Below are 20,281 nucleotides of genomic sequence, written 5' to 3'. Positions count from 1 at the left end.
CAGTTCGGGCGGTTCCGGCGGTCGCGGCGGTTCAGCCGGTGTACCGGTACGTCGCCGAAGCCTGCTCGTACAGCGTGGTCACCCGGTCCCGCTGGGCCTCGGGACCCCGTACCTGCACCACGTGGTACCTGCCGTCGATCAGGGCGGCCAGGTTGCGCACGTAAAGCTGCCGCCCGCTCCCGTCCGTCCAGGTGAACTGGCCCTCGGCCGTGGTCCGTCCGCCGACCTGGGTGGTCCGCAGGCCCGAGGAGGTGGCCCAGCTGGAGTCGCGGTAGGCCTGCAACTCCCGCTCCTCCTCCCGCTGGTACGCCATCGGGTCGCTGCCGAACTCGGCCGCGGTGTCCCGTCCGGGCACCACGATCAGCTCGAACGAGCCCTGGGAGTAGATCACTTGCCCCTGGTTGTTCCCGGGCGTACGGGTCCAGTCCTTGGCGACGGCGACCTGGAAGCCGGCGGGGTCCTTGCGCAGCGTGAAGCCGCCGCCGATGTCCGGCGCGGTCGTCTGCGCCTCGGCCTCGGCCGAACCGGCCGCCCGCGAGGGGCTGTCGTCCGACGCGGACGAGGACTCGCCGGGCTGCGGGGCGCCGTTCCCGCCGTCGCCGTCCGAGTGCGCCGGGGCGGGGCTCGCCTCACCGGCGGTTCCGGTGCGGTCGCCGGCCGCCGCGCCGTCGCGGTCGGCCTTCGGCATGAACAGCATGGCGTAGGCGACGGCGGCGGCCATCAGCAGCAGAACGAGCAGGAGCAGCGTGCGGCCCAGGCGCCGCGGCGAACCCGTCTGCCGCCTGTGCCGTGCGTGTGTGGCGGGCAGTCCGGCGCGCCGCCTGCGCACCAGCTCGCCGCGGCGCCGCACGACGGGCAGCCTGCTGGGGTCGGCGGGCGGGGCGGCGATGACGTGCGCGCCGGCCTCCGGCTCGGGCGCGGAGCGCACCAGTGAGCGCAGCCAGCCGCGCAGCTCCTCGAAGTCGAGGCGCTCGGTGGGGTCCTGGCGCAGCAGCGACTCCACGACCGGGCGCAGCGGCCCGCACTCCTCCGCGTACGCGGGCGGCTCGGCGCACACCATCTGCACCAGTTCGGCGGTCGACTCCTCCGGATACGGCGCGTGTCCCTGCACCGCCCTGAAGAGCAGCGCCCCGAGCGCCCACAGGTCGGTCGCCGGGCCGATGGGGGCGGCGAGCTGCCAGTTCTCGTGCACGGGCCCGGCCTGTTCCGGCGCCCAGCGCTCGGTCACCGGTCCGACCACGGCCATCCGCGCCTGCCGCGCCCGCTCGGCGGCCAGCGCGGTGGCGGGTCCCCGCCGCGGGGGGCTGCCGGCCACGAGGTCGCCCCAACGGGCCGGTACGCCCCCGGCGTCGTCCACCGCGCCCGCGCCGGGCCCGCCGCGCCCTTGTGCGGGCACCGTGTGGCCGGGCGTGGTTCCGGATCCTGCGGTGAGGGCCTGGTGCGTACCGGGGGCGTCGCCGGTGGGTGCGGGCGGGAGGAGCGTGCCCGCTCCGGGGTGGGAGGCGGTGCCGTTGTGGGTGGGGGGCCGGACGCCGTAGGGGTCGGCGATCTGGCCCGGTGGAGGGGTGGTGCTCCCGGCGGGCCGGGGCTCGCCCTCGACGGGCGTGCGGGCGCCGGGCAGTTCGGCGCGTGCGCTCTGCTGTGCCTCCTGCACCCGGGCGGCCGCACGCGCGCCGGCGCGGTACGCGGCGATCGCCCCGGCCCGCGCCGCCCTGATGTCCCCGCCGGTCTGAGGCGTCCGCCGCGCGGGCGCGCCGGGGGCGCCGGGCCCCGCGTCCGGGCCGGGCAGCGGCAGCGGTCCGGCCGCCCGCGCCTCGATCGCGGCCCGCCGCGCGGCCTCGGGGTCGACCGGCGGGGTGCCCGCGCCGGTCCCGGGGCCACCGGTGCCGCCTCCGCCCCCGAAGCCGCCCGAACCGCTGGTGACCTCGGTGAGTCCGCCGAAACCCGTCGCGCCCGCCCCGCCGGCCGTGCCGCCGAGGCCCAGGGGACCGCCCGGCGTGCCGGACGGGCCGGACGCGCCGTTCTCGTACCCGTCGTCCTGGGGCGGGACGGGGTCGTACCCGCACAGGGCCTCCTCCGCCGCGCCGACCGCGAGGCCGGTCAGCATCACGCGGCCGTCGTCGCAGACGAGGACCGTGCGGGCGGTGATGTTGCGGTGCACCCAGCCGTGGGCGTGCAGCACGCGCAGCGCCATGAGGATGTCGGAGGCGACCTCGGCCGCCCGGTACGGCGTCAGCGGACTCTCGGCGAGCAGTGCGGCCAGCGGCCGGGCGGCGACGAGTTCGCTGACGACCCACAGCGAGCCGCCCTCCGCGAAGACGTCGAAGACCTGGTCGAGCCGGGGATGGTCGGGGATCCGCGCCGCGGCCTGCGCGGCCTCGACCGCCCGCCGTACCGACGGATCGGCGGGCCGCCGGGTCGCCGGACGCGCGCCGCGGGCCTCGCCCGCCGAACGCCCCGTCCGGGCCGGCCCGCGCCGGGAGCCTTGGTCGCGCGCGGTGAAACCGTCGGGCAGCCCGTCCGCGTCGAGGACCTCCGCCTCGACCACCTCCGGCAACGGCACCTGCCTCAGCAGGACTTCCTGCCCGCTGTAGGTGTCGAAGGCCCGGGTCTCGGTCAGCTCGTACTCGTCGGACGGAGGCAGCGGCAGGCGGTAGCGGTCGGCGAGAACCCGGCCCGCATAGTCGTCCACGTTGCCTCCCCCGGCCGCACGGTCGGTCAATTCCGTTCGCCACGCGTCCCGTTCCCGATGCTTACGGTCCGCAATCACTCACGATACGTGCCGGAGGCAACTCGCAATGACGGGATGCCGGATCTCGCCCCGCGGAACCCGGAACCCCCGGGGACGCGACGGGGTCCGATCCACTCACTACTTCTTCGGCCGGAAGGTCTCCGTCAGCGTCTTCCAGGTGCTCTTGCGCAGGTCGCTGTCCCACGTCGCGGCCTTCGCGCTGTACATCAGCGCGTGCCCGAGGTGGTCGTTCACGACGAACCCGCGGTCGATCGAGCGGTACTTGGTGCCGCCCTCGGCGTAGGTGAACTCCCAGTCGGCGGTGTTCCAGTCGCGGTACTCGACCGCCGCTATGCGCACCCGCTGGTACTGGGAGCGCACCATGTACTTCTCCTGGTTGGTCCAGTCGGCCACCGGATCGCCCTTGGGCGTGGTCGTCCAGGCGACGAGCAGCCGCTGCCCGTCGGGACCGGTGAAGCGGACCCCGGCGGAGTCGGTGCTCGCGTACTTCCAGCCCTCGGGCAGCCCGATGGAGAAGCCCTGGGCGCCCTTGTACGTCGACACCGCGGGGGCGCCGTCGTCGCCGGAGCGGCCGCCGGAGCCGGAATCGGAAGCGGAACCGGAGCCGTCGCCCGACCCCTTGCCCGATGTCCCGGCGCCTGCGTCGGCGCCGGTGTCCGTGGCCGGTGTGCCGCCGGAGCCGTCGGCCTCCGTCGCGGAGCCGGACCGGTCCTGGCCCGGGGAGGCCTCGCCACTCGCGTCCTTCTTGGTGGAAGGGCCCGCGGACGAACCGGCGGTGGCGGACGTGCGGCCGGCCGCGTTCTTGTCGTCGCCGCCCTTGTCGTCACCGCCGAGCGTGAAGGCGAGCACGGCGCCGATCACGGCGAGCACCACGACCACGGCGACGATCACCAGCGTGCGCCGTGGCACCACGTCGGTGAGGGACGCCTTGGGCGTGGGGCGCGGCGGCAGGTCCAGGTCCGGCGGGGTCATCACGGGCCAGCCCGAACCGGGCCGTCCCGCCTGGCCGCCACCGGCTCCGCCGCCCGGGGCGGACGCGCTCTGTGCCCGGGCCGCCGGCGGCTCGGCTCCGGTCCCGCTCGCGGAGCCGGAGCCCGCCGGAGCGGTGCCGCCGGACGCGGACTCGGCGCCGGCCCCCGCTGCCGCCGCGGGGTTCGCCACCACGGCGGCCTTGCGCACCGAGCGCAGCGCCCCGCGAAGGCGGTCGCCCGCCTGCTCGCCCCGGCTGCCTCCGGAACCGGAACCGGAAGAGCCAGAACCGCCTTTCCGGGAACGCCCGTCCGCCTGCGCGGGCAGCGGGACGACCTTGGTCGCGTCCGCGGGCGGCTCCGGCTCGGCGGCCTTCGGTTCGGGCGCGTCGACGACGGCCTTGAGCATGGCCCGGGCGCCCGCGTCGTCGAGCCGCTCGGCCGGTTCCTTGTTGAGCAGTCCGTGGATGACGTCCCTGAGCGGGCCGGCGTTCCTCGGCTCCTCAAGGGGTTCGGTCATCACCGCGGTCAGGGTGGCGATCGCCGAGCCCTTGTCGTACGGCGGTGTGCCCTCCACCGCCGCGTACAGCAGGCCGCCGAGCGACCACAGGTCGGCCGCCGGTCCCGGCTTGTGCCCGCGGGCCCGCTCCGGGGAGATGTAGGAGGGGGCGCCGACGAGCATGCCGGTGGAGGTGATGGACGGGTCGCCCTCGACCTGCGCGATGCCGAAGTCGGTGAGGACGACCCGGCCGTCCTCGGCGATGAGCACGTTGGACGGCTTCACGTCCCGGTGCAGGATGCCCTGGCTGTGCGCGGAGCGCAGCACGTCGAGGACCGCGAGCCCGACCTCGGCCGCCCGTCGCGGCGTGAGCAGCCCGTCCTCACGGATGACTTCGGCGAGGGACTTGCCCTCGACGAGTTCCATGACGATCCACGGGCGGTCGTCCTCGTCGACCACGTCGAAGACGGTCACCGCGCTGGTGTCGCGGATGCGCGCGATCGCCTTGGCCTCGCGCAGGGTGCGCGTGATCAGGCGCCGCTTCTCGTCCTCGTCGATGTTCGAGGGGAACCGCAGCTCCTTGACGGCGACGGTCCGGCCCAGGGTCTCGTCCTCGGCCCGCCACACCGTGCCCATGCCGCCGCGGCCGAGCACGTCCCCCAGGCGGTAGCGCCCGGCGAGGAGACGCTCGCTACTGTCCTGCAGAGAGTCCTGACGAGTGTCCTGACGGGGTGTTCCCGCCCGCTCCGCGTCCGACATGCGTCCCCTCATGCAACCCGCCCTGACAGAGGCTCCATTGTCCCTCACCCGACGAGCACACGACGCCCAGGGGCCCCCTCGGGACGCTCCGGGGGCAGGGTCGAACGGCCCGTCGTACGCGCGGGAATGACGGGCCGTGACAACAGGGAAGCCTTGGGTGCCGACCCTTCGGACCATTCCGGCCATAACCTGCGCCGGACGTTCGCGGCACGTGTCGTGCGTGTCGTGCGTCTCGTGCGGGACGGCGGGCCGGACCTCAGCGGGTTCATAACGGCACGATCGGCGGATTCACGACGGCGCGATCGACGGGATCACGACGGCGCGATCGGCGGGATCACAACGGCACGATGTCCGGTGCTCCCAGCCGGGCCGCGTCGGCCGTCAGGTCGTCGGGCTGGCGCTGCGACTCCCGCTCGGCCTCCACCCGCTTCTCGTAGTGCTCGACCTCGCGTTCTATCTGGTCCTTGTCCCAGCCCAGCACCGGCGCCATCAGCTCGGCGGCCTCCCGGGCGCTGCGCGTGCCCCGGTCGAAGGTCTCGATGGATATGCGGGTGCGCCGGGTCAGCACGTCGTCCAGGTGCCGGGCGCCCTCGTGGGAGGCGGCGTAGACGATCTCGGCGCGCAGATAGTCGTCGGCCGCCTTGAGGGGAGCGCCCAGCGTCGGGTCCTCGGCGACGAGGGCGAGCACCTCCCGCGCCGCCGATCCGAACCTCCCCAACAGGTGCTCCACACGCACCACATGGAGTCCGGACTCGGCGGCGATGCGCGCCCGCGCGTTCCACAGGGCCGGGTAGCCCTCGGCGCCGAGCAGCGGGATCTCCTCGGTGACGCAGTCGGCGACGCGCATGTCGAGCCCGCGCACCGCCTCGTCGACGGCGTCCTTGGCCATCACCCGGTAGGTCGTGTACTTGCCGCCCGCGACCACGACGAGGCCGGGCACCGGATGGGCCACGGTGTGCTCGCGGGACAGCTTGCTGGTGGCGTCGGACTCGCCGGCCAGCAGCGGACGGAGGCCGGCGTACACGCCCTGCACGTCGTCGCGGCCGAGCGGCACCGCGAGCACCGAGTTGACGTGTTCGAGGAGGTAGTCGATGTCGGCGCTGGATGCGGCCGGGTGGGCCTTGTCGAGGTCCCAGCCGGTGTCGGTGGTGCCGACGATCCAGTGCCGGCCCCAGGGGATCACGAAGAGCACGGACTTCTCGGTGCGCAGGATCAGCCCCGTGGTGGAGTTGATGCGGTCCTTGGGCACGACGAGGTGGATGCCCTTGGAGGCCCGGACGTGGAACTGACCGCGCTCCCCCACCATCGCCTGGGTGTCGTCGGTCCACACCCCGGTGGCGTTGACAATCTGCTTGGCGTGGATCTCGTACTCGCCGCCGCCCTCCACGTCCCGCACCCGCGCGCCGACGACCCGCTCGCCCTCGCGCAGGAAACCGGTGACCCGGGCGCGGTTGGCGGCCTTCGCGCCGTACGACACCGCCGTGCGCACCAGGGTGGCCACGAAGCGGGCGTCGTCCATCTGGGCGTCGTAGTACTGAAGGGCGCCGACCAGGGCGTCCTTGCGCAGACAGGGAGCCACCCGCAGGGCGTGACGGCGGGTCAGGTGGCGGTGCAGCGGCAGGCCCCGGCCGTGGCCGCGGGCCATCGACATGGCGTCGTACAGGGCGACGCCCGACCCCGCGTACAGGCGCTCCCAGCCCTGGTGCTGGAGCGGGTAGAGGAACGGCACCGGGCGGACCAGGTGAGGGGCGAGGCGTTCGAGCAGCAGGCCGCGCTCCTTCAGCGCCTCGCGGACCAGCGCGAAGTCGAGCATCTCCAGATAGCGCAGTCCGCCGTGTATCAGCTTGCTGGACCGGCTCGACGTGCCCGACGCCCAGTCACGCGCCTCCACGATGCCGGTGGACAGACCGCGGGTGACGGCGTCCAGGGCGGTGCCGGCGCCCACCACGCCTCCGCCCACGACCAGGATGTCCAGCTCCCGCTCGGCCATGTGCGCCAGTGCCTCGGCGCGCTGCGCCGGCCCCAGTGTCGCTGTCCTCACCGCTGCCTCCCGCTGTCGATCGCGCCGGCCGCACCCGTCGGGCGAAGCCCGTTCCCGTCCCCCGTGCCTCTAGCGTGTCCCCCCGCCTCCTGCCCATGCCCAAATTCTGACCGGGTTGCCCGACTTCAGCCACCAGTCGCCCCCAGCCTGTGGACAACTCCGGGGGCGTACCGAGAAACACGCTGGTCAATCCCGCATAACGGTCATATTTACTCCTAGTCTGACATTGCGCTCGCTCGTCCTGTCCACAGGACTTGCGGACCTGCCACGCCTCGGTTATTGGGAAGGACGGCCCACGCCATGCCCGCAGATCTCGCCGTCATCGGACTCGGCCCGCTCGGTCTTCCGCTGGCCCAGGCCGCCGTCTCCGCCGGCATCCCCACCGTCGGGTACCGCACCGGGGACGAGTCCGGCTCTCTCAGCCCCGCCGAACTGCGCCGGATGCTCTCGGGGGGCTTCAGGGCGGCCACCAACCCGGCCGAGCTCGGCCGGGTGCGCACCGCGGTGATCTGCGCGCCGACCCCGCGGGGCGCGGACGGCGGGCTCGATCTGAGCCAGGTGGAGTCCGCTGCCCGCGCGCTCGCCGGGCACATGCGCCCGCACACCACCGTGCTCCTGGAGTCGCCCGTGCACCCCGGGACGACGCAGGAGTTCCTGCTCCCGCTGCTGGAGAAGGGCTCGGGGCTGCGGGCGGGCCGCGACTTCCACCTCGCCTACTCGCCCAGCCGTGTCGACCCGGGCAACCGCGAGGTCACCCCGGCCAACACGCCCAAGGTGATCGGCGGATTCACCCCGGCCTGCACCGAGTCGGCCGCGGCCTTCTACGGGCGGCTGACCGACAAGGTGGTGCGCGCGCGGGGACTGAGGGAGGCGGAGACGGTCCAGGTCCTGGAGACCAACTACCGGCACGTCAACATCGCCCTGGTCAACGAGATGGCCGTGCTCTGCCACGACCTGGGCGTCGACCTGTGGGACGTCGTGCGCTGCGCGGAGACCAAGCCCTACGGCTTCCAGGCCTTCCGCCCCGGCCCCGGCGTCGGCGGCCACGGCCTGCCGCAGGACCTGGCCGGCCACGCGGGCTGCGGGCTGCGCATGGTGGAACTCGCCGAGCAGGTCAACGGCCGCATGCCGCGCTACGTCGTGCAGCGCGCCGCCGCCCTGCTGAACGAGCACGGCAAGTCGGCCCGCGGCGCCCGGGTGCTGCTGCTCGGCGTCACGTACAAGGCCGACCTCGCCGACCTCCAGGGCACGCCCGCCGAGGAGATCGCCGTCCGCCTGACGGGGCTCGGCGCCTCGGTCAGCTACCACGACCCGTACGTGCCCACGTGGAGCGTCCGCGACCGGCCCGTACCCCGCGCGGACTGCCTGTACGAGGCGGTGGCCGACGCCGACCTGACGATCCTGCTCCAGCAGCACCGCAGGTACGACCTCCAGGGCCTCTCGGTGAAGGCCCAGCTGCTCCTGGACACCCGCGGAGCCGCGCCCACGGGGGCGGCGCACCGGTTGTGAAAGGGGCGCGCACGGATGCTTCGACCCCAACGGCTGGTGGCGTGCGGCCCCGTCCGCCGGTGCCGTACAAAACTGGCGGAGCCCACCGCAGCGGGCACTGCGGCAGGCCCCTGACCGCCAAACGGAGTGTCCGCCCCTAGTCCTTTTAGGGGTGGCCGCCCACACAGGTGGAGCCCACCGCAGCGGCCACTGCGGCAGGCCCCTGACCGCCAAACGGAGTGTCCACCCCTATTCCCTGTAGGGGTGGCCGCTCAGCCGCCGTAGATCCACAGGATGCACCTCCTCCGGAACTTCACCAGCCGAAGCCAGTGCTGCTCCAGCCGAAGCCGGATGCGGTCCCGACGGGTGGGCTTGCGGTGACGGCCCATGGGCGCGCCCCCTTTCCTGCACCCCCGTCCTGCTCTACGCGCCCCCACCTGCGCGGACGTCCGGAACACGCGAAGGGGCCCGGCCGTCCGCGTGAGCGGGTGGCCGGGCCCCTTCGTGGGGTGGTGGGTGCGGGGTGGTCAGCGCTTGTGCTGGGAGTCGCCCACCGTCACCTCGACGCGCTGGAACTCCTTGAGCTCGCTGTAGCCGGTCGTGGCCATGGCGCGGCGCAGGGCGCCGAAGAAGTTCATGGAGCCGTCGGGGATGCGCGAGGGGCCGGTGAGGACCTCCTCGAGGGTGCCGACCGTGCCGAGGTCGACCTTCTGGCCGCGCGGCAGCTCCTCGTTGACGGCCTCCATGCCCCAGTGGTGGCCCTTGCCGGGCACATCGGTGGCGCGGGCCAGCGGGGAGCCCATCATCACGGAGTCGGCGCCGCAGGCGATCGCCTTGGGCAGGTCGCCGGACCAGCCGACGCCGCCGTCCGCGATCACGTGCACGTACCGGCCGCCGGACTCGTCCATGTAGTCGCGGCGGGCGGCGGCCACGTCGGCGACCGCGGTGGCCATCGGGACCTGGATGCCGAGCACGTTGCGCGTGGTGTGCGCGGCGCCGCCGCCGAAGCCGACCAGGACGCCGGCCGCGCCGGTGCGCATCAGGTGCAGGGCCGCCGTGTAGGTGGCGCAGCCGCCGACGATCACCGGCACGTCGAGCTCGTAGATGAACTGCTTGAGGTTCAGCGGCTCGTGCGAGGACGACACGTGTTCCGCCGAGACCGTGGTGCCGCGGATGACGAAGATGTCGACGCCCGCGTCCACGACGGCCTTGGAGAACTGGGCGGTGCGCTGCGGGGAGAGCGCGGCGGCGGTGACCACGCCCGCGTCGCGCACCTGCTTGATCCGCGCGCCGATCAGCTCCTCCTTGATCGGCGCGGCGTAGATCTCCTGGAGGCGGCGGGTCGCGGCCCCGGCGGGCAGCTCGGCGATCTCGTCGAGCAGCGGCTGCGGGTCCTCGTACCGCGTCCACAGGCCCTCGAGGTTGAGCACACCCAGGCCGCCCAGCTCGCCGATGCGGATGGCAGTGGCCGGGGAGACGACCGAGTCCATCGGGGCGGCCAGGAAGGGAAGCTCGAAGCGGTAGGCGTCGATCTGCCAGGCGATCGAGACCTCCTTCGGGTCCCGCGTACGGCGGCTGGGGACGACGGCGATGTCGTCGAAGGCGTACGCCCGGCGGCCGCGCTTGCCGCGCCCGATCTCGATCTCAGTCACGTCTGTGGCCTTTCCCTGATGCGTTGCAGCGTCTTCCAGTATCGCCGACACCCATGGCAAGGGCGGCCCCGGAGGCTTCCGGGGCCGCCCTGCACGGCGTGCCGCCTACTTGCTGCTGTAGTTCGGCGCCTCGACCGTCATCTGGATGTCGTGCGGGTGGGACTCCTTCAGGCCCGCCGAGGTGATCCGGACGAAGCGGCCCTTGGACTCCATCTCCGCGATGGTGGCCGCGCCCACGTAGCCCATGGTCTGGCGCAGGCCGCCGACGAGCTGGTGCAGGACGTTGGCCAGCGGGCCGCGGTAGGGCACCTGGCCCTCGATGCCCTCGGGCACGAGCTTGTCGTCCGAGGCGACCTCGGCCTGGAAGTAGCGATCCTTCGAGTACGACCTCGCCTGGCCGCGGGACTGCATGGCGCCGAGCGAGCCCATGCCCCGGTAGGACTTGAACTGCTTGCCGTTGATGAAGAGCAGCTCGCCGGGAGACTCCTCGCAGCCGGCGAGCAGGCTGCCCAGCATGACCGTGTCGGCGCCGGCGGCGAGTGCCTTGCCGATGTCGCCGGAGTACTGCAGGCCGCCGTCGCCGATCAGCGGGATGCCCGCCGGGCGCGCGGCGAGGGACGCCTCGTAGATGGCGGTGACCTGCGGGACGCCGATGCCGGCGACCACGCGCGTGGTGCAGATCGAGCCGGGGCCGACGCCCACCTTGATGCCGTCGACACCGGCGTCGATCAGGGCCTGCGCGCCGTCGCGCGTGGCGACGTTGCCGCCGATCACGTCGACGGACACACTCGACTTGATCTTCGACATCCAGCTCAGCGCGTTGCTGTTGTGGCCGTGCGAGGTGTCGACGACCAGGAAGTCCACCCCCGCCTCGGCGAGCGCCTGGGCACGCTCCAGGGCCTCGGGGCTGGCGCCGACCGCGGCACCGACGAGCAGCCTGCCCTCGGAGTCCTTGGCCGCGTTCGGGTACTGCTCCGCCTTGACGAAGTCCTTGACGGTGATCAGGCCCTTGAGGACGCCCGCGTCGTCGACCAGCGGCAGCTTCTCGATCTTGTGCTTGCGCAGGAGCTGCATGGCGTCGACACCGGAGATGCCGACCTTGCCGGTGACCAGCGGCATCGGCGTCATGACATCGCGCACCTGGCGGCTGCGGTCGGTCTCGAAGGCCATGTCGCGGTTGGTGACGATGCCCAGCAGCTTGCCGGCGGGGTCGGTGACGGGCACGCCGCTGATGCGGAACTTGGCGCACAGCGCGTCCGCCTCGGCGAGCGTCGCCTCCGGGTGCACCGTGATGGGGTCGGTGACCATGCCGGACTCGGACCGCTTGACCAGGTCGACCTGGTTGACCTGGTCCTCGACCGACAGGTTGCGGTGCAGTACGCCGACACCGCCGAGCCGGGCCATAGAGATCGCCATGCGGGACTCGGTCACCTTGTCCATCGCCGCCGAGAGCAGCGGGATGTTGACCCGGACGTTGCGGGAGATACGGGACGATGTGTCGACCGCGTTGGGGAGCACCTCGGATGCGCCCGGCAGGAGGAGCACGTCGTCGTAGGTCAGCCCGAGTGTCGCGAATTTCTCGGGCACTCCGTCGACGTTGGCAGTCATGACACCTTCCCCAAATGGCCTTGATCGGTGCGGATGTCCATGCTAACGGGAAGCGCGCCTCCCTCATTCCACGGTTCTGGACGGCTCCGGGCTTCGTACCTTCGTACGAAACCGGCCCTGCGCGCGTTCATCCGGCGCGGTGGGTGAGGGGCGGGACCGCCGCCTACTGCTCGGCCAGGGCGCGCAGCCTGCTGAGCGCGCGGTGCTGGGCCACCCGGACCGCGCCGGGTGACATTCCCAACATCTGTCCCGTTTCCTCCGCGGTCAACCCCACCGCGATGCGCAGCAGCAGCAGCTCGCGCTGGTTCTCCGGGAGGCTGGCCAGCAGCTTCTTGGCCCACTCGGCGTCGCTGCTGAGCAGGGCGCGCTCCTCCGGGCCGAGGGAGTCGTCCGGGCGCTCGGGCATCTCGTCCGAGGGCACGGCCGTCGAGCCCGGGTGCCGCATGGCGGCGCGCTGGAGGTCGGCGACCTTGTGGGCGGCGATGGCGAAGACGAAGGCCTCGAAGGGGCGGCCGGTGTCCTTGTAGCGCGGCAGGGCCAGCAGGACCGCGACGCAGACCTCCTGGGCCAGGTCCTCGACGAAGTGCCGGGCGTCGCCCGGCAGCCGGGACAGCCGGGTGCGGCAGTAGCGCAGCGCCAGCGGGTGGACGCGTGCGAGCAGATCGTGCGTGGCCTGTTCGTCGCCGTCGACGGCGCGGTGGACGAGCGCACCGATCGCCCCTTGGGCAAGTGCCGCCTGGTCGTCGCGCATCGGTCCATGGTGCCTTGACGTCGTCCGTTCCGTGGCACCGCCTTCGTGGTTGTGCACCGAAGCGTTATGAGCAGGTGCGCCGAAGCTCATCCCCTGCGCCCTCCCCTTCCGCTCGACCAACTCGTCCGCGAGGAACTCCACACCCTCAAGGATGCGTCATCCGCGGCGAAACAAGCAGCGGGCGTCCGGCGGGGCGCTTTGCCACCGGCGTCCGCGGTGCGGTATTGCACGTCACGCGCGGTCCGGGCCCACGTTCCCACACAACCGCGAAGGCCGTCGGCCGTCTCCCGGCCGCCCGGGGCCGGGGAGCGGCACCCGTGCGGGGACGTGCGGGCGGCTCGGCCGCGCGACCGGCCGGCCGGACGCCCCCCACGCTCGTCGCCGCGCGTGGGGGTGGCGTCACGTTCCGGTACGCCGGTCCGGCCCGGCCCGACGGGCCCTAGCGGACCAGGCCCCAGCGGAAACCGAGGGCCACCGCGTGCGCGCGGTCCGAGGCGCCGAGCTTCTTGAACAGCCGGCGGGCGTGGGTCTTGACGGTGTCCTCGGAGAGGAACAGCTCGCGGCCGATCTCCGCGTTGGAGCGGCCGTGGCTCATGCCCTCCAGGACCTGGATCTCCCGCGCGGTGAGCGTGGGCGCCGCGCCCATCTCGGCCGAGCGCAGCCGGCGCGGGGCGAGCCGCCAGGTGGGGTCGGCGAGGGCCTGCGTCACCGTGGCCCGCAGCTCCGCGCGGGAGGCGTCCTTGTGCAGGTACCCGCGGGCGCCGGCGGCCACGGCGAGCGCCACGCCGTCGAGGTCCTCGGCGACTGTGAGCATGATGATGCGCGCGCCGGGGTCCGCGGACAGCAGACGGCGGACGGTCTCGACGCCGCCCAGACCGGGCATGCGCACGTCCATGAGGATGAGGTCGGAGCGGTCGGCGCCCCAGCGGCGGAGGACTTCCTCGCCGTTGGCCGCCGTCGTCACACGCTCGACGCCGGGCACGGTCGCGACCGCGCGGCGCAGCGCCTCTCGGGCAAGCGGGGAGTCGTCGCAGACGAGGACGGATGTCATGACCGTCCTCCGCAGCTGATGCGCGTCACCTTGAGCCTCCAGGCTGGTACGGAATCGTCACCTGTGCGGTCGACCGTCTCGGACGCCCGCCCGAGCGCTTGTGTTCTCAACCGCCTCCGCACTCTCAACGACGGTCACTCGAAAGAGTTACGGGGCTGTACGCCGTCTTCGGCACTCTACGTGAGGGAACGGACACAGAGCAGACATGAACGTCAGACCCTCAACTTTTCATCACAAGCTATGCCCCATTTAGCCCCTTTTCTTCCCGTTTCTAGGTGTCTAGGGCTAGATTCGCAATGAGTCATATTTTCATCTCCTTAGATCGGAGATGTACGGTCGTTGGCACCGTATCCGCCACGAACGGCTACAAGGGGTCACGTAATGGCAGATTTCTCCCGCCTTCCCGGACCGAACGCGGACCTGTGGGACTGGCAGTTGCTGGCTGCCTGCCGCGGGGTCGACAGCTCGCTCTTCTTCCATCCCGAGGGCGAGCGCGGGGCGGCTCGGAGCGCTCGAGAGAACTCGGCCAAGGAGGTCTGCATGAGGTGCCCGGTCCGTGCGGAGTGCGCGGCACACGCCCTGGCGGTGCGCGAGCCGTACGGAGTGTGGGGAGGCCTGACCGAGGACGAGCGCGAAGAGCTCATGGGGCGGGCACGGAACCGGCTGGTGTCGGCGTCGTCGACCAGCGGGGACACCGCCTCCGACAACTGAAGGAACGTTTTTTCTCATCCGTTCCCAGAGAGCCGCAGCAGGGCACGCGCCACGCGTGCCCTCGCGACACCCCGATCCGACCCCGACCCTCGACGACCGATCCCCGACCCCGATGGCCGGTCCCGGATCCCGATGACCGATCCCGACCCCTTGCTTCCCGATCACCGATCCCGGACCCCGATCCCGGACCCGGGACCCCGATGCCCCTTGTGTCAGCGGGCTCCGGCCCGCACCAGCTCCTCGATCGTCGCCGCCACCGCCGGCACCTGTGCCAGGTCGGGCAGGGTGAGCGCGACGATCTCCCGCCGCACCGCCGGTTCCAGCTCCACGGTGCGCGCGCCCCTGGGCCGTACCGACTCGACCGCGAGCTGGGGCAGGACCGCGACCCCCAGTCCCGCGCCCACCAGGCCGACCACCGCCGGGTAGTCGTCGGTCGCGAAGTCGATACGGGGCGTGAAGCCGGCGCCCTCGCACACCTGGACGAGCTGACCGCGGCAGCGCGGGCAGCCCGCGATCCACGGATCGCCCGCGAGGTCGCCGATGGCCACGGATCCGGCGCGGGCCAGCCGGTGCCGCTCGGGCACCAGGGCCACGAGCCGGTCGGTCAGCAGCGGCCGCACGACCAGGTCCTCCCACTCGGCGGCGCCCGCGGCCCCCTCGTAGCGGAAGGCGAGCGCCACGTCGCAGTCGCCCTGGCGCAGGAGCTCGACGGACCTGGGCGGCTCGGCCTCCTCCAGGGACACCCGGGTGCCGGGGTGCGCGGCGCGCAGCGCGGCAAGGGCGGTGGGCACGAGCGTGGAACTTCCGCTGGGGAAGGAGACGAGCCGTACCCGCCCGGCCCGCAGCCCGGCGATGGCGGCGATCTCCTCCTCGGCGGCGGTGAGCCCGGCGAGGATGCCGGTGGCGTGCCGGACGAGCGCGTCGCCGGCCTGGGTCAGGCGCATCTCGCGGCCGGTCCGGACCAGCAGCGGGGTGCCGACGGCCGCTTCGAGTGCCTTCATCTGCTGGCTGACGGCGGGCTGGGTGCAGCCCAGCTCGCGCCCCGCCGCGGAGAAGGAGCCGGTGGTGGCCACGGCACGCAGCACACGGAGATGACGAGCCTCGATCACACCATCGAGCATAAGTGAAGCTTGGGCGGGCGGCGGTTTATCGCGTCGACACTTTGACCGCCGCTCGCCTACCGTGCCCGTATGAGGCTTCTGTCTGTGAACCTGGGCCGCCCCGAGGCCGTTCCGTACACCGACCAGCCGGCCGGTGTGACCGGCATCGGCAAGCGGCCGGTGGACGGGCCGGTCAAGGTGGCGGCGCCCGGCCCGAAGGGGATCGGCGCGAGCGGGCTGGCCGGGGACGCGGTGTGCGACACGCGGCACCACGGCGGCGACGACCAGGCGGTGTACGCGGTGGCCCGCGAGGACCTCGACGAATGGGAGGGCGAGCTGGGCCGGACGCTGGCCAACGGCGCCTTCGGCGAGAACCTCACCACGCTCGGCCTGGACATCACCGGCGCCCGGATCGGCGAGCGCTGGCGCATCGGCTCGCCGCTCGGCCCCTCGGTGCTGCTGGAGATCACCAGCGGACGGATTCCCTGCCGGACCTTCCAGGGCCATCTGGGTGAGAAGGGGTGGGTGAAGCGGTTCACGCGCCGGGCGGCTCCGGGCGCGTATCTGCGGGTGCTCGAAGCCGGTGAGATCCGGGCGGGCGACCCCGTCGAGATCGTGCACCGCCCGGACCACGACGTGACCGTGGGCATGGAGTTCCGGGCCATGACGACCGAGCGCCCGCTGCTGCCCCGGCTGCTCGCGGCGGGTACGGCGCTGCACCCGGAGTCGCTGGCGGCGGCCCGGAAGTACGTGCGCGAATACGCGGGCTGACCGGCCGTCATCGTCCCGGTCGACACGTGGGCATCACTGATCGGGAGGCCCTGTGCAGAGATCGGGACAATGCGCCGGGGGCCACTAATCTTTCGGCATGACAACGGCTCTGATTACGGGATCGACCGCGGGCATCGGCGCCGCCTTCGCGCGGCGGCTGGCCGCCGACGGGCACAACCTGGTGCTGGTGGCACGCGACACCGTCCGCCTGACGGAGCAGGCCACCGAACTGCACGACCGGCACGGCATCGAGGCGGAGGTGCTGACGGCCGACCTGTCGACGGACGCGGGCATCGAGGCGGTCGCCGCCCGGCTGGGCGACCGCAAGGACCCGGTGGACCTGCTGGTCAACAACGCCGGCTTCGGCAACAAGGGTCGTTTCCTGGACGTGTCGATGGACGACGAACTCAGGATGATCAAGGTGCACGTCGAGGCGGTGCTGCGGCTGACGTCGGCGGCGACCGCGGCGATGCGCGAGCGCGGCCGGGGCGGGGTGGTGAACGTGGCCTCGGTGGCCGCCTTCGTCCCGCGCGGCACGTACGGGGCGTCGAAGGCGTGGGTCGTGCAGTTCACCCAGGGCGCGGCGCGCGACCTGGCCGGCAGCGGCGTACGGCTGATGGCGCTGTGCCCCGGCTTCGTGCGCACCGAGTTCCACGCGCGGGCCGGCATGGGCACGGACAACATCCCGAACTGGATGTGGCTGGACGCGGACAAGCTGGTCGCGGCGGCGCTGACGGACCTGGCCCACGGCAAGACCCTGTCCATCCCGGACCCCCGGTACAAGGCGCTGATGGGCCTGGTGAAGGTCACTCCGCGCGGCCTGCTGGGCGGGATCACGTCCAAAACGGGCCGCAAGTACGGACCGCGGTGACGGTACGGAGGTGACGGAGGCGCCCCGGTGGGAGAATGGACCGACGTAAAAAACCGGACCGGACCAGGGGACCGGAGGCGCGTCATGACCTTCGTACAGCTCATCGACTGCAGGACGAGCCGGTTCGAGGAGATGAACCGGCTGCTGGACATCTGGGTCGAGAAGACCGGGGGCAGGCGGACGGCGACGCACGCGGTCGTCGGCAAGGACCGCTCGGACGGGGCCCATGTCGTCGAGCTGGTGGAGTTCCCCTCGTACGAGGAGGCGATGCGGAGCTCGAACCTGCCGGAGACCGACGAGATCTTCCGGGGCCTGGTCGCCCTCTGCGACGAGCTGCCCACCTTCACGGACCTCGAGGTCGTCCGGGACGAGCCGTTCTGTGCGACCGCCGTGCGGCGGTTCTACCGCACTCTGACGAGCGCCGGTGAGCTGTCGCCGCTCAACGATCTGATCGACGAGGACTGCCACAGCCACGACCCCGTCAACCCGCAGGTCACCATCGGCCTGGACGCGATCCGCCGCGACTTCCGCATGTGGCGCGACGCCTTCGACGCGTCCTTCACGGTCGAGGACCTGATGGCGCAGGGCGACCGGGTCTGCGCCCGCTGGAGCTGGACCGCCACGCACCGGGGCGAGTTCCTCGGCATCGCGCCCACCGGCAAGCGGGTCACCATGACCGGCATGACCGTCTTCCGCTTCGGCGACAACGGCAAGGTCACCGAGCTGTGGTGGCAGCACGACCAGCTGGGGCTGCTGCAACAGCTCGGCGCGCTGGACGAGTTGGAGCAGTAGTCGAACACCCCTTGCTCCGGGGCCGTGGTAGTGAGATCTTGCAGCACGATCAAGCCGCGATCTCCCTGCACGGCGTGTAAGGGGGTCTTCGTTCCACAGGAGGCCCTTGTGCACACCACCGATGCAACCGGCACGCCCGGCAACTGGGATCTCTACCGGACCGCGGTCGCCGACATCGCGTTCCAGGACCGGACCGTACGGGTCGAACCGCGTCCATCGGGCACGACCGAGGGTCGCTTCCCGACACTGGCCGGCAGGGCCGCCGTTCATGTGATCACGGCCTGGAATCCCCGTGGCCGTACCGCGTCAGCCGAGGACAACGCCCGCGCCCAGCGCCTGTTGCTCGTCGAGGTCCACCGCCGTGGCCTCGCCTGGTGGCCCGCGGAGGGAGGCGACGCGGCCGGCACGCACCGCGAGGAGAGCGTCGCCGTCGCCGGTCTGAGCGACACCGCCGCACGTGCGCTGGGGCACCGCTTCGGCCAGGACGCGGTCTTCGCGTGGACTCCCGGCGCCTGGCGCGTGCTGGCGTGCGGCAGCGAGGCCACGGCCGTGGGCGGATGGGCGTGTTCACCGGGAACAGTCCACCGGCGGTTCGGGTCGGAGTCGATGGTTTCCCGGCGGAAGTGACGTACGAGACCGACCTTGACGATCACCGCGGCAGCGCCCTGAAGGGGCGCGGGGAACTGCGCGATCAACCACGGACTACCCGCGCCCGGCACAAAACCCCCAGCGGGGCAGACGCCGAAACACACCGGTGCCCGGCACCCCCGAAGGGGTGCCGGGCACCGGTGGTTCGGCTCAGTTCAGCGGAGCGCTCAGTGGGCGTGGCCGTGGCCGTGGCCCGCGGCGGCCGGCTCTTCCTCTTCCTTCTTCTCGACGACCAGGGTCTCGGTCGTGAGCAGGAGGGAGGCGATGGAGGCGGCGTTCTCCAGGGCGGAGCGGGTGACCTTCACCGGGTCGATGACGCCGGCCTTGATCAGGTCGCCGTACTCGCCGGTGGCGGCGTTGTAGCCGCTGCCCTTCTCGAGCTCCGCCACCTTGGAGACGATGACGTAGCCCTCGAGGCCGGCGTTCTCGGCGATCCAGCGCAGCGGCTCGACGGCGGCGCGGCGGACGACCGCGACACCCGTGGCCTCGTCGCCGGTCTTGTCGAGGTTGCCCTCCAGGACCTTCACGGCGTGGACGAGCGCGGAGCCACCACCGGAGACGATGCCCTCCTCGACCGCGGCGCGGGTCGCGGAGATGGCGTCCTCCAGACGGTGCTTCTTCTCCTTCAGCTCCACCTCGGTGGCGGCGCCGACCTTGATCACGCACACGCCGCCGGCCAGCTTCGCGAGGCGCTCCTGGAGCTTCTCGCGGTCCCAGTCGGAGTCGGTGTTCTCGATCTCGGCCTTGATCTGGGAGACGCGGCCCTCCACGTCCTCCTTGTTGCCGGCGCCGTCGACGATCGTGGTGTCGTCCTTGGTGACGGTGACGCGGCGGGCGGAGCCGAGGACGTCGAGACCGGCCTGGTCGACCTTGAGGCCGACCTCTTCGGAGATGACCGTGGCGCCGGTGAGGACCGCCATGTCCTGCAGCATCGCCTTGCGGCGGTCGCCGAAACCGGGGGCCTTGACGGCCACGGCGTTGAACGTGCCGCGGATCTTGTTGACGACCAGGGTCGACAGGGCCTCGCCGTCGACGTCCTCGGCGATGATCAGCAGCGGCTTCGAGGCGTTGGCCTGGATGATCTTCTCGAGGAGCGGGAGCAGGTCCGCGATGGCGGAGATCTTGCCCTGGTGGATCAGGATGTACGGGTCGTCGAGGACGGCCTCCATACGCTCCTGGTCCGTGACGAAGTACGGGGACAGGTAGCCCTTGTCGAAGGCCATGCCCTCGGTGAAGTCCAGCTCCAGACCGAAGGTGTTGGACTCCTCGACGGTGATGACGCCGTCCTTGCCGACCTTGTCCATCGCCTCGGCGATGAGCTCGCCGACCTGCTGGTCCTGGGCGGACAGCGCGGCGACGGCGGCGATGTCGGACTTCTCGTCGATCGGGCGGGCCGAGGCGTGCAGGTCGTCGGAGACGGCCTTGACCGCGGCGTCGATGCCCTTCTTGAGCGCGGCCGGGGAGGCACCCGCGGCGACGTTCTTCAGGCCCTCGCGCACGAGCGCCTGGGCGAGCACGGTGGCGGTGGTGGTGCCGTCACCCGCGATGTCGTTGGTCTTGGTCGCCACCTCCTTCACCAGCTGGGCGCCGAGGTTCTCGTACGGGTCCTCGATCTCGACCTCACGGGCGATGGTGACGCCGTCGTTGGTGATGGTGGGCGCGCCGAACTTCTTGTCGATGACGACGTTGCGGCCCTTGGGGCCGATCGTCACCTTCACCGTGTCGGCAAGCTTGTTGACGCCGCGCTCGAGGGCGCGACGGGCGTCCTCGTCGAACTTCAGGATCTTCGCCATGGCAGCGGGAGCCCTCTCGAAATCTG

The 20,281-nt window shown here is 72.2% G+C and carries 15 protein-coding genes; 6 read left to right on the top strand and 9 right to left on the bottom strand.

Going from position 1 to position 20,281, the window contains the following annotated elements:
- Positions 1-31: 31 nt before the first annotated feature.
- From ACF09J_RS22180 to ACF09J_RS22170, 3 genes are all read right to left on the bottom strand, one after another.
- Positions 32-2,692, bottom strand: a complete 2,661-nt coding sequence (locus ACF09J_RS22180) for a protein kinase (protein WP_392307146.1) — start codon at positions 2,690-2,692, stop codon at positions 32-34.
- A 177-nt stretch (positions 2,693-2,869) separates the two neighbouring features.
- Positions 2,870-4,978 (bottom strand): serine/threonine-protein kinase, encoded by a 2,109-nt coding sequence (locus ACF09J_RS22175; RefSeq protein WP_392307145.1) that lies wholly within the window; start codon positions 4,976-4,978, stop codon positions 2,870-2,872.
- Positions 4,979-5,312: 334 nt separating this feature from the next.
- Complete coding sequence (locus tag ACF09J_RS22170) at positions 5,313-7,019, bottom strand: glycerol-3-phosphate dehydrogenase/oxidase (protein ID WP_392307144.1); 1,707 nt, start codon at positions 7,017-7,019, stop codon at positions 5,313-5,315.
- Between the two features lie 300 nt (positions 7,020-7,319).
- Between ACF09J_RS22170 and ACF09J_RS22165 the strand changes: the two genes are divergently transcribed.
- Positions 7,320-8,528, top strand: a complete 1,209-nt coding sequence (locus ACF09J_RS22165; RefSeq protein WP_392307143.1) for a nucleotide sugar dehydrogenase — start codon at positions 7,320-7,322, stop codon at positions 8,526-8,528.
- 506 nt (positions 8,529-9,034) lie between these two features.
- Here the strand turns inward: ACF09J_RS22165 and ACF09J_RS22160 are convergent.
- The 4 genes from ACF09J_RS22160 to ACF09J_RS22145 all read right to left on the bottom strand — a co-directional run bounded on the left by ACF09J_RS22160 (position 9,035) and on the right by ACF09J_RS22145 (position 13,569).
- Positions 9,035-10,159, bottom strand: a complete 1,125-nt coding sequence (locus tag ACF09J_RS22160; RefSeq protein ID WP_392307142.1) for a GuaB3 family IMP dehydrogenase-related protein — start codon at positions 10,157-10,159, stop codon at positions 9,035-9,037.
- A 105-nt stretch (positions 10,160-10,264) separates the two neighbouring features.
- The gene (gene guaB, locus ACF09J_RS22155) at positions 10,265-11,767 is read right to left on the bottom strand and encodes an IMP dehydrogenase (protein WP_392307141.1); all 1,503 of its coding nucleotides are present in this window, start codon (positions 11,765-11,767) and stop codon (positions 10,265-10,267) included.
- Between the two features lie 163 nt (positions 11,768-11,930).
- Positions 11,931-12,518 carry a sigma-70 family RNA polymerase sigma factor gene (locus tag ACF09J_RS22150; RefSeq protein WP_100569800.1) on the bottom strand — a complete coding sequence of 196 codons (588 nt, stop codon included), beginning with the start codon at positions 12,516-12,518 and terminating at the stop codon, positions 11,931-11,933.
- Positions 12,519-12,957: 439 nt separating this feature from the next.
- The gene (locus tag ACF09J_RS22145; protein ID WP_003948568.1) at positions 12,958-13,569 is read right to left on the bottom strand and encodes a response regulator transcription factor; all 612 of its coding nucleotides are present in this window, start codon (positions 13,567-13,569) and stop codon (positions 12,958-12,960) included.
- A 381-nt stretch (positions 13,570-13,950) separates the two neighbouring features.
- On the opposite strand from ACF09J_RS22145, the gene ACF09J_RS22140 reads away from it, so the two are divergent.
- A complete protein-coding gene (locus ACF09J_RS22140) occupies positions 13,951-14,280 on the top strand; it encodes a WhiB family transcriptional regulator (RefSeq protein ID WP_358733963.1) in 330 nt (109 codons plus the stop codon).
- 212 nt (positions 14,281-14,492) lie between these two features.
- On the opposite strand, the gene ACF09J_RS22135 is transcribed toward ACF09J_RS22140, so the two are convergent.
- Positions 14,493-15,389, bottom strand: a complete 897-nt coding sequence (locus ACF09J_RS22135) for a LysR family transcriptional regulator (RefSeq protein ID WP_392307140.1) — start codon at positions 15,387-15,389, stop codon at positions 14,493-14,495.
- An 81-nt stretch (positions 15,390-15,470) separates the two neighbouring features.
- Between ACF09J_RS22135 and ACF09J_RS22130 the strand changes: the two genes are divergently transcribed.
- The 4 genes from ACF09J_RS22130 (at position 15,471) to ACF09J_RS22115 (ending at position 18,441) form a co-directional block, all read left to right on the top strand.
- Positions 15,471-16,151, top strand: a complete 681-nt coding sequence (locus ACF09J_RS22130; RefSeq protein WP_392307139.1) for an MOSC domain-containing protein — start codon at positions 15,471-15,473, stop codon at positions 16,149-16,151.
- 97 nt (positions 16,152-16,248) lie between these two features.
- Positions 16,249-17,022, top strand: a complete 774-nt coding sequence (locus ACF09J_RS22125) for an SDR family NAD(P)-dependent oxidoreductase (RefSeq protein WP_392307138.1) — start codon at positions 16,249-16,251, stop codon at positions 17,020-17,022.
- A gap of 84 nt (positions 17,023-17,106) precedes the next feature.
- Complete coding sequence (locus ACF09J_RS22120) at positions 17,107-17,814, top strand: ester cyclase (protein ID WP_392307137.1); 708 nt, start codon at positions 17,107-17,109, stop codon at positions 17,812-17,814.
- A 108-nt stretch (positions 17,815-17,922) separates the two neighbouring features.
- Positions 17,923-18,441, top strand: coding sequence for a DUF3293 domain-containing protein (locus tag ACF09J_RS22115; RefSeq protein WP_392307136.1), 519 nt, complete (start codon positions 17,923-17,925; stop codon positions 18,439-18,441).
- Positions 18,442-18,629: 188 nt separating this feature from the next.
- Here ACF09J_RS22115 and groL read toward each other — a convergent pair whose 3' ends face one another.
- A complete protein-coding gene (groL, locus tag ACF09J_RS22110) occupies positions 18,630-20,255 on the bottom strand; it encodes a chaperonin GroEL (protein WP_392307135.1) in 1,626 nt (541 codons plus the stop codon).
- Between the last annotated feature and the right edge of the window lie 26 nt (positions 20,256-20,281).

It is taken from the genome of Streptomyces sp. NPDC014889, from assembly GCF_043081205.1.
Taxonomy (GTDB): Bacteria; Actinomycetota; Actinomycetes; order Streptomycetales; family Streptomycetaceae; genus Streptomyces.
This window is presented reverse-complemented; position numbering and strand designations above follow the sequence as displayed.

Excerpts from the sequence above, each read along its gene's own strand:
- ACF09J_RS22125 (WP_392307138.1), top strand. The coding sequence starts at position 16,249 with ATGACAACGGCTCTGATTACGGGATCGACCGCGGGCATCGGCGCCGCC.
- ACF09J_RS22165 (WP_392307143.1), top strand. The coding sequence starts at position 7,320 with ATGCCCGCAGATCTCGCCGTCATCGGACTCGGCCCGCTCGGTCTTCCG.
- guaB (WP_392307141.1), bottom strand. The coding sequence starts at position 11,767 with ATGACTGCCAACGTCGACGGAGTGCCCGAGAAATTCGCGACACTCGGG.
- groL (WP_392307135.1), bottom strand. The coding sequence starts at position 20,255 with ATGGCGAAGATCCTGAAGTTCGACGAGGACGCCCGTCGCGCCCTCGAG.
- ACF09J_RS22145 (WP_003948568.1), bottom strand. The coding sequence starts at position 13,569 with ATGACATCCGTCCTCGTCTGCGACGACTCCCCGCTTGCCCGAGAGGCG.
- ACF09J_RS22140 (WP_358733963.1), top strand. The coding sequence starts at position 13,951 with ATGGCAGATTTCTCCCGCCTTCCCGGACCGAACGCGGACCTGTGGGAC.
- ACF09J_RS22120 (WP_392307137.1), top strand. The coding sequence starts at position 17,107 with ATGACCTTCGTACAGCTCATCGACTGCAGGACGAGCCGGTTCGAGGAG.
- ACF09J_RS22150 (WP_100569800.1), bottom strand. The coding sequence starts at position 12,518 with ATGCGCGACGACCAGGCGGCACTTGCCCAAGGGGCGATCGGTGCGCTC.
- ACF09J_RS22175 (WP_392307145.1), bottom strand. The coding sequence starts at position 4,978 with ATGTCGGACGCGGAGCGGGCGGGAACACCCCGTCAGGACACTCGTCAG.
- ACF09J_RS22130 (WP_392307139.1), top strand. The coding sequence starts at position 15,471 with ATGAGGCTTCTGTCTGTGAACCTGGGCCGCCCCGAGGCCGTTCCGTAC.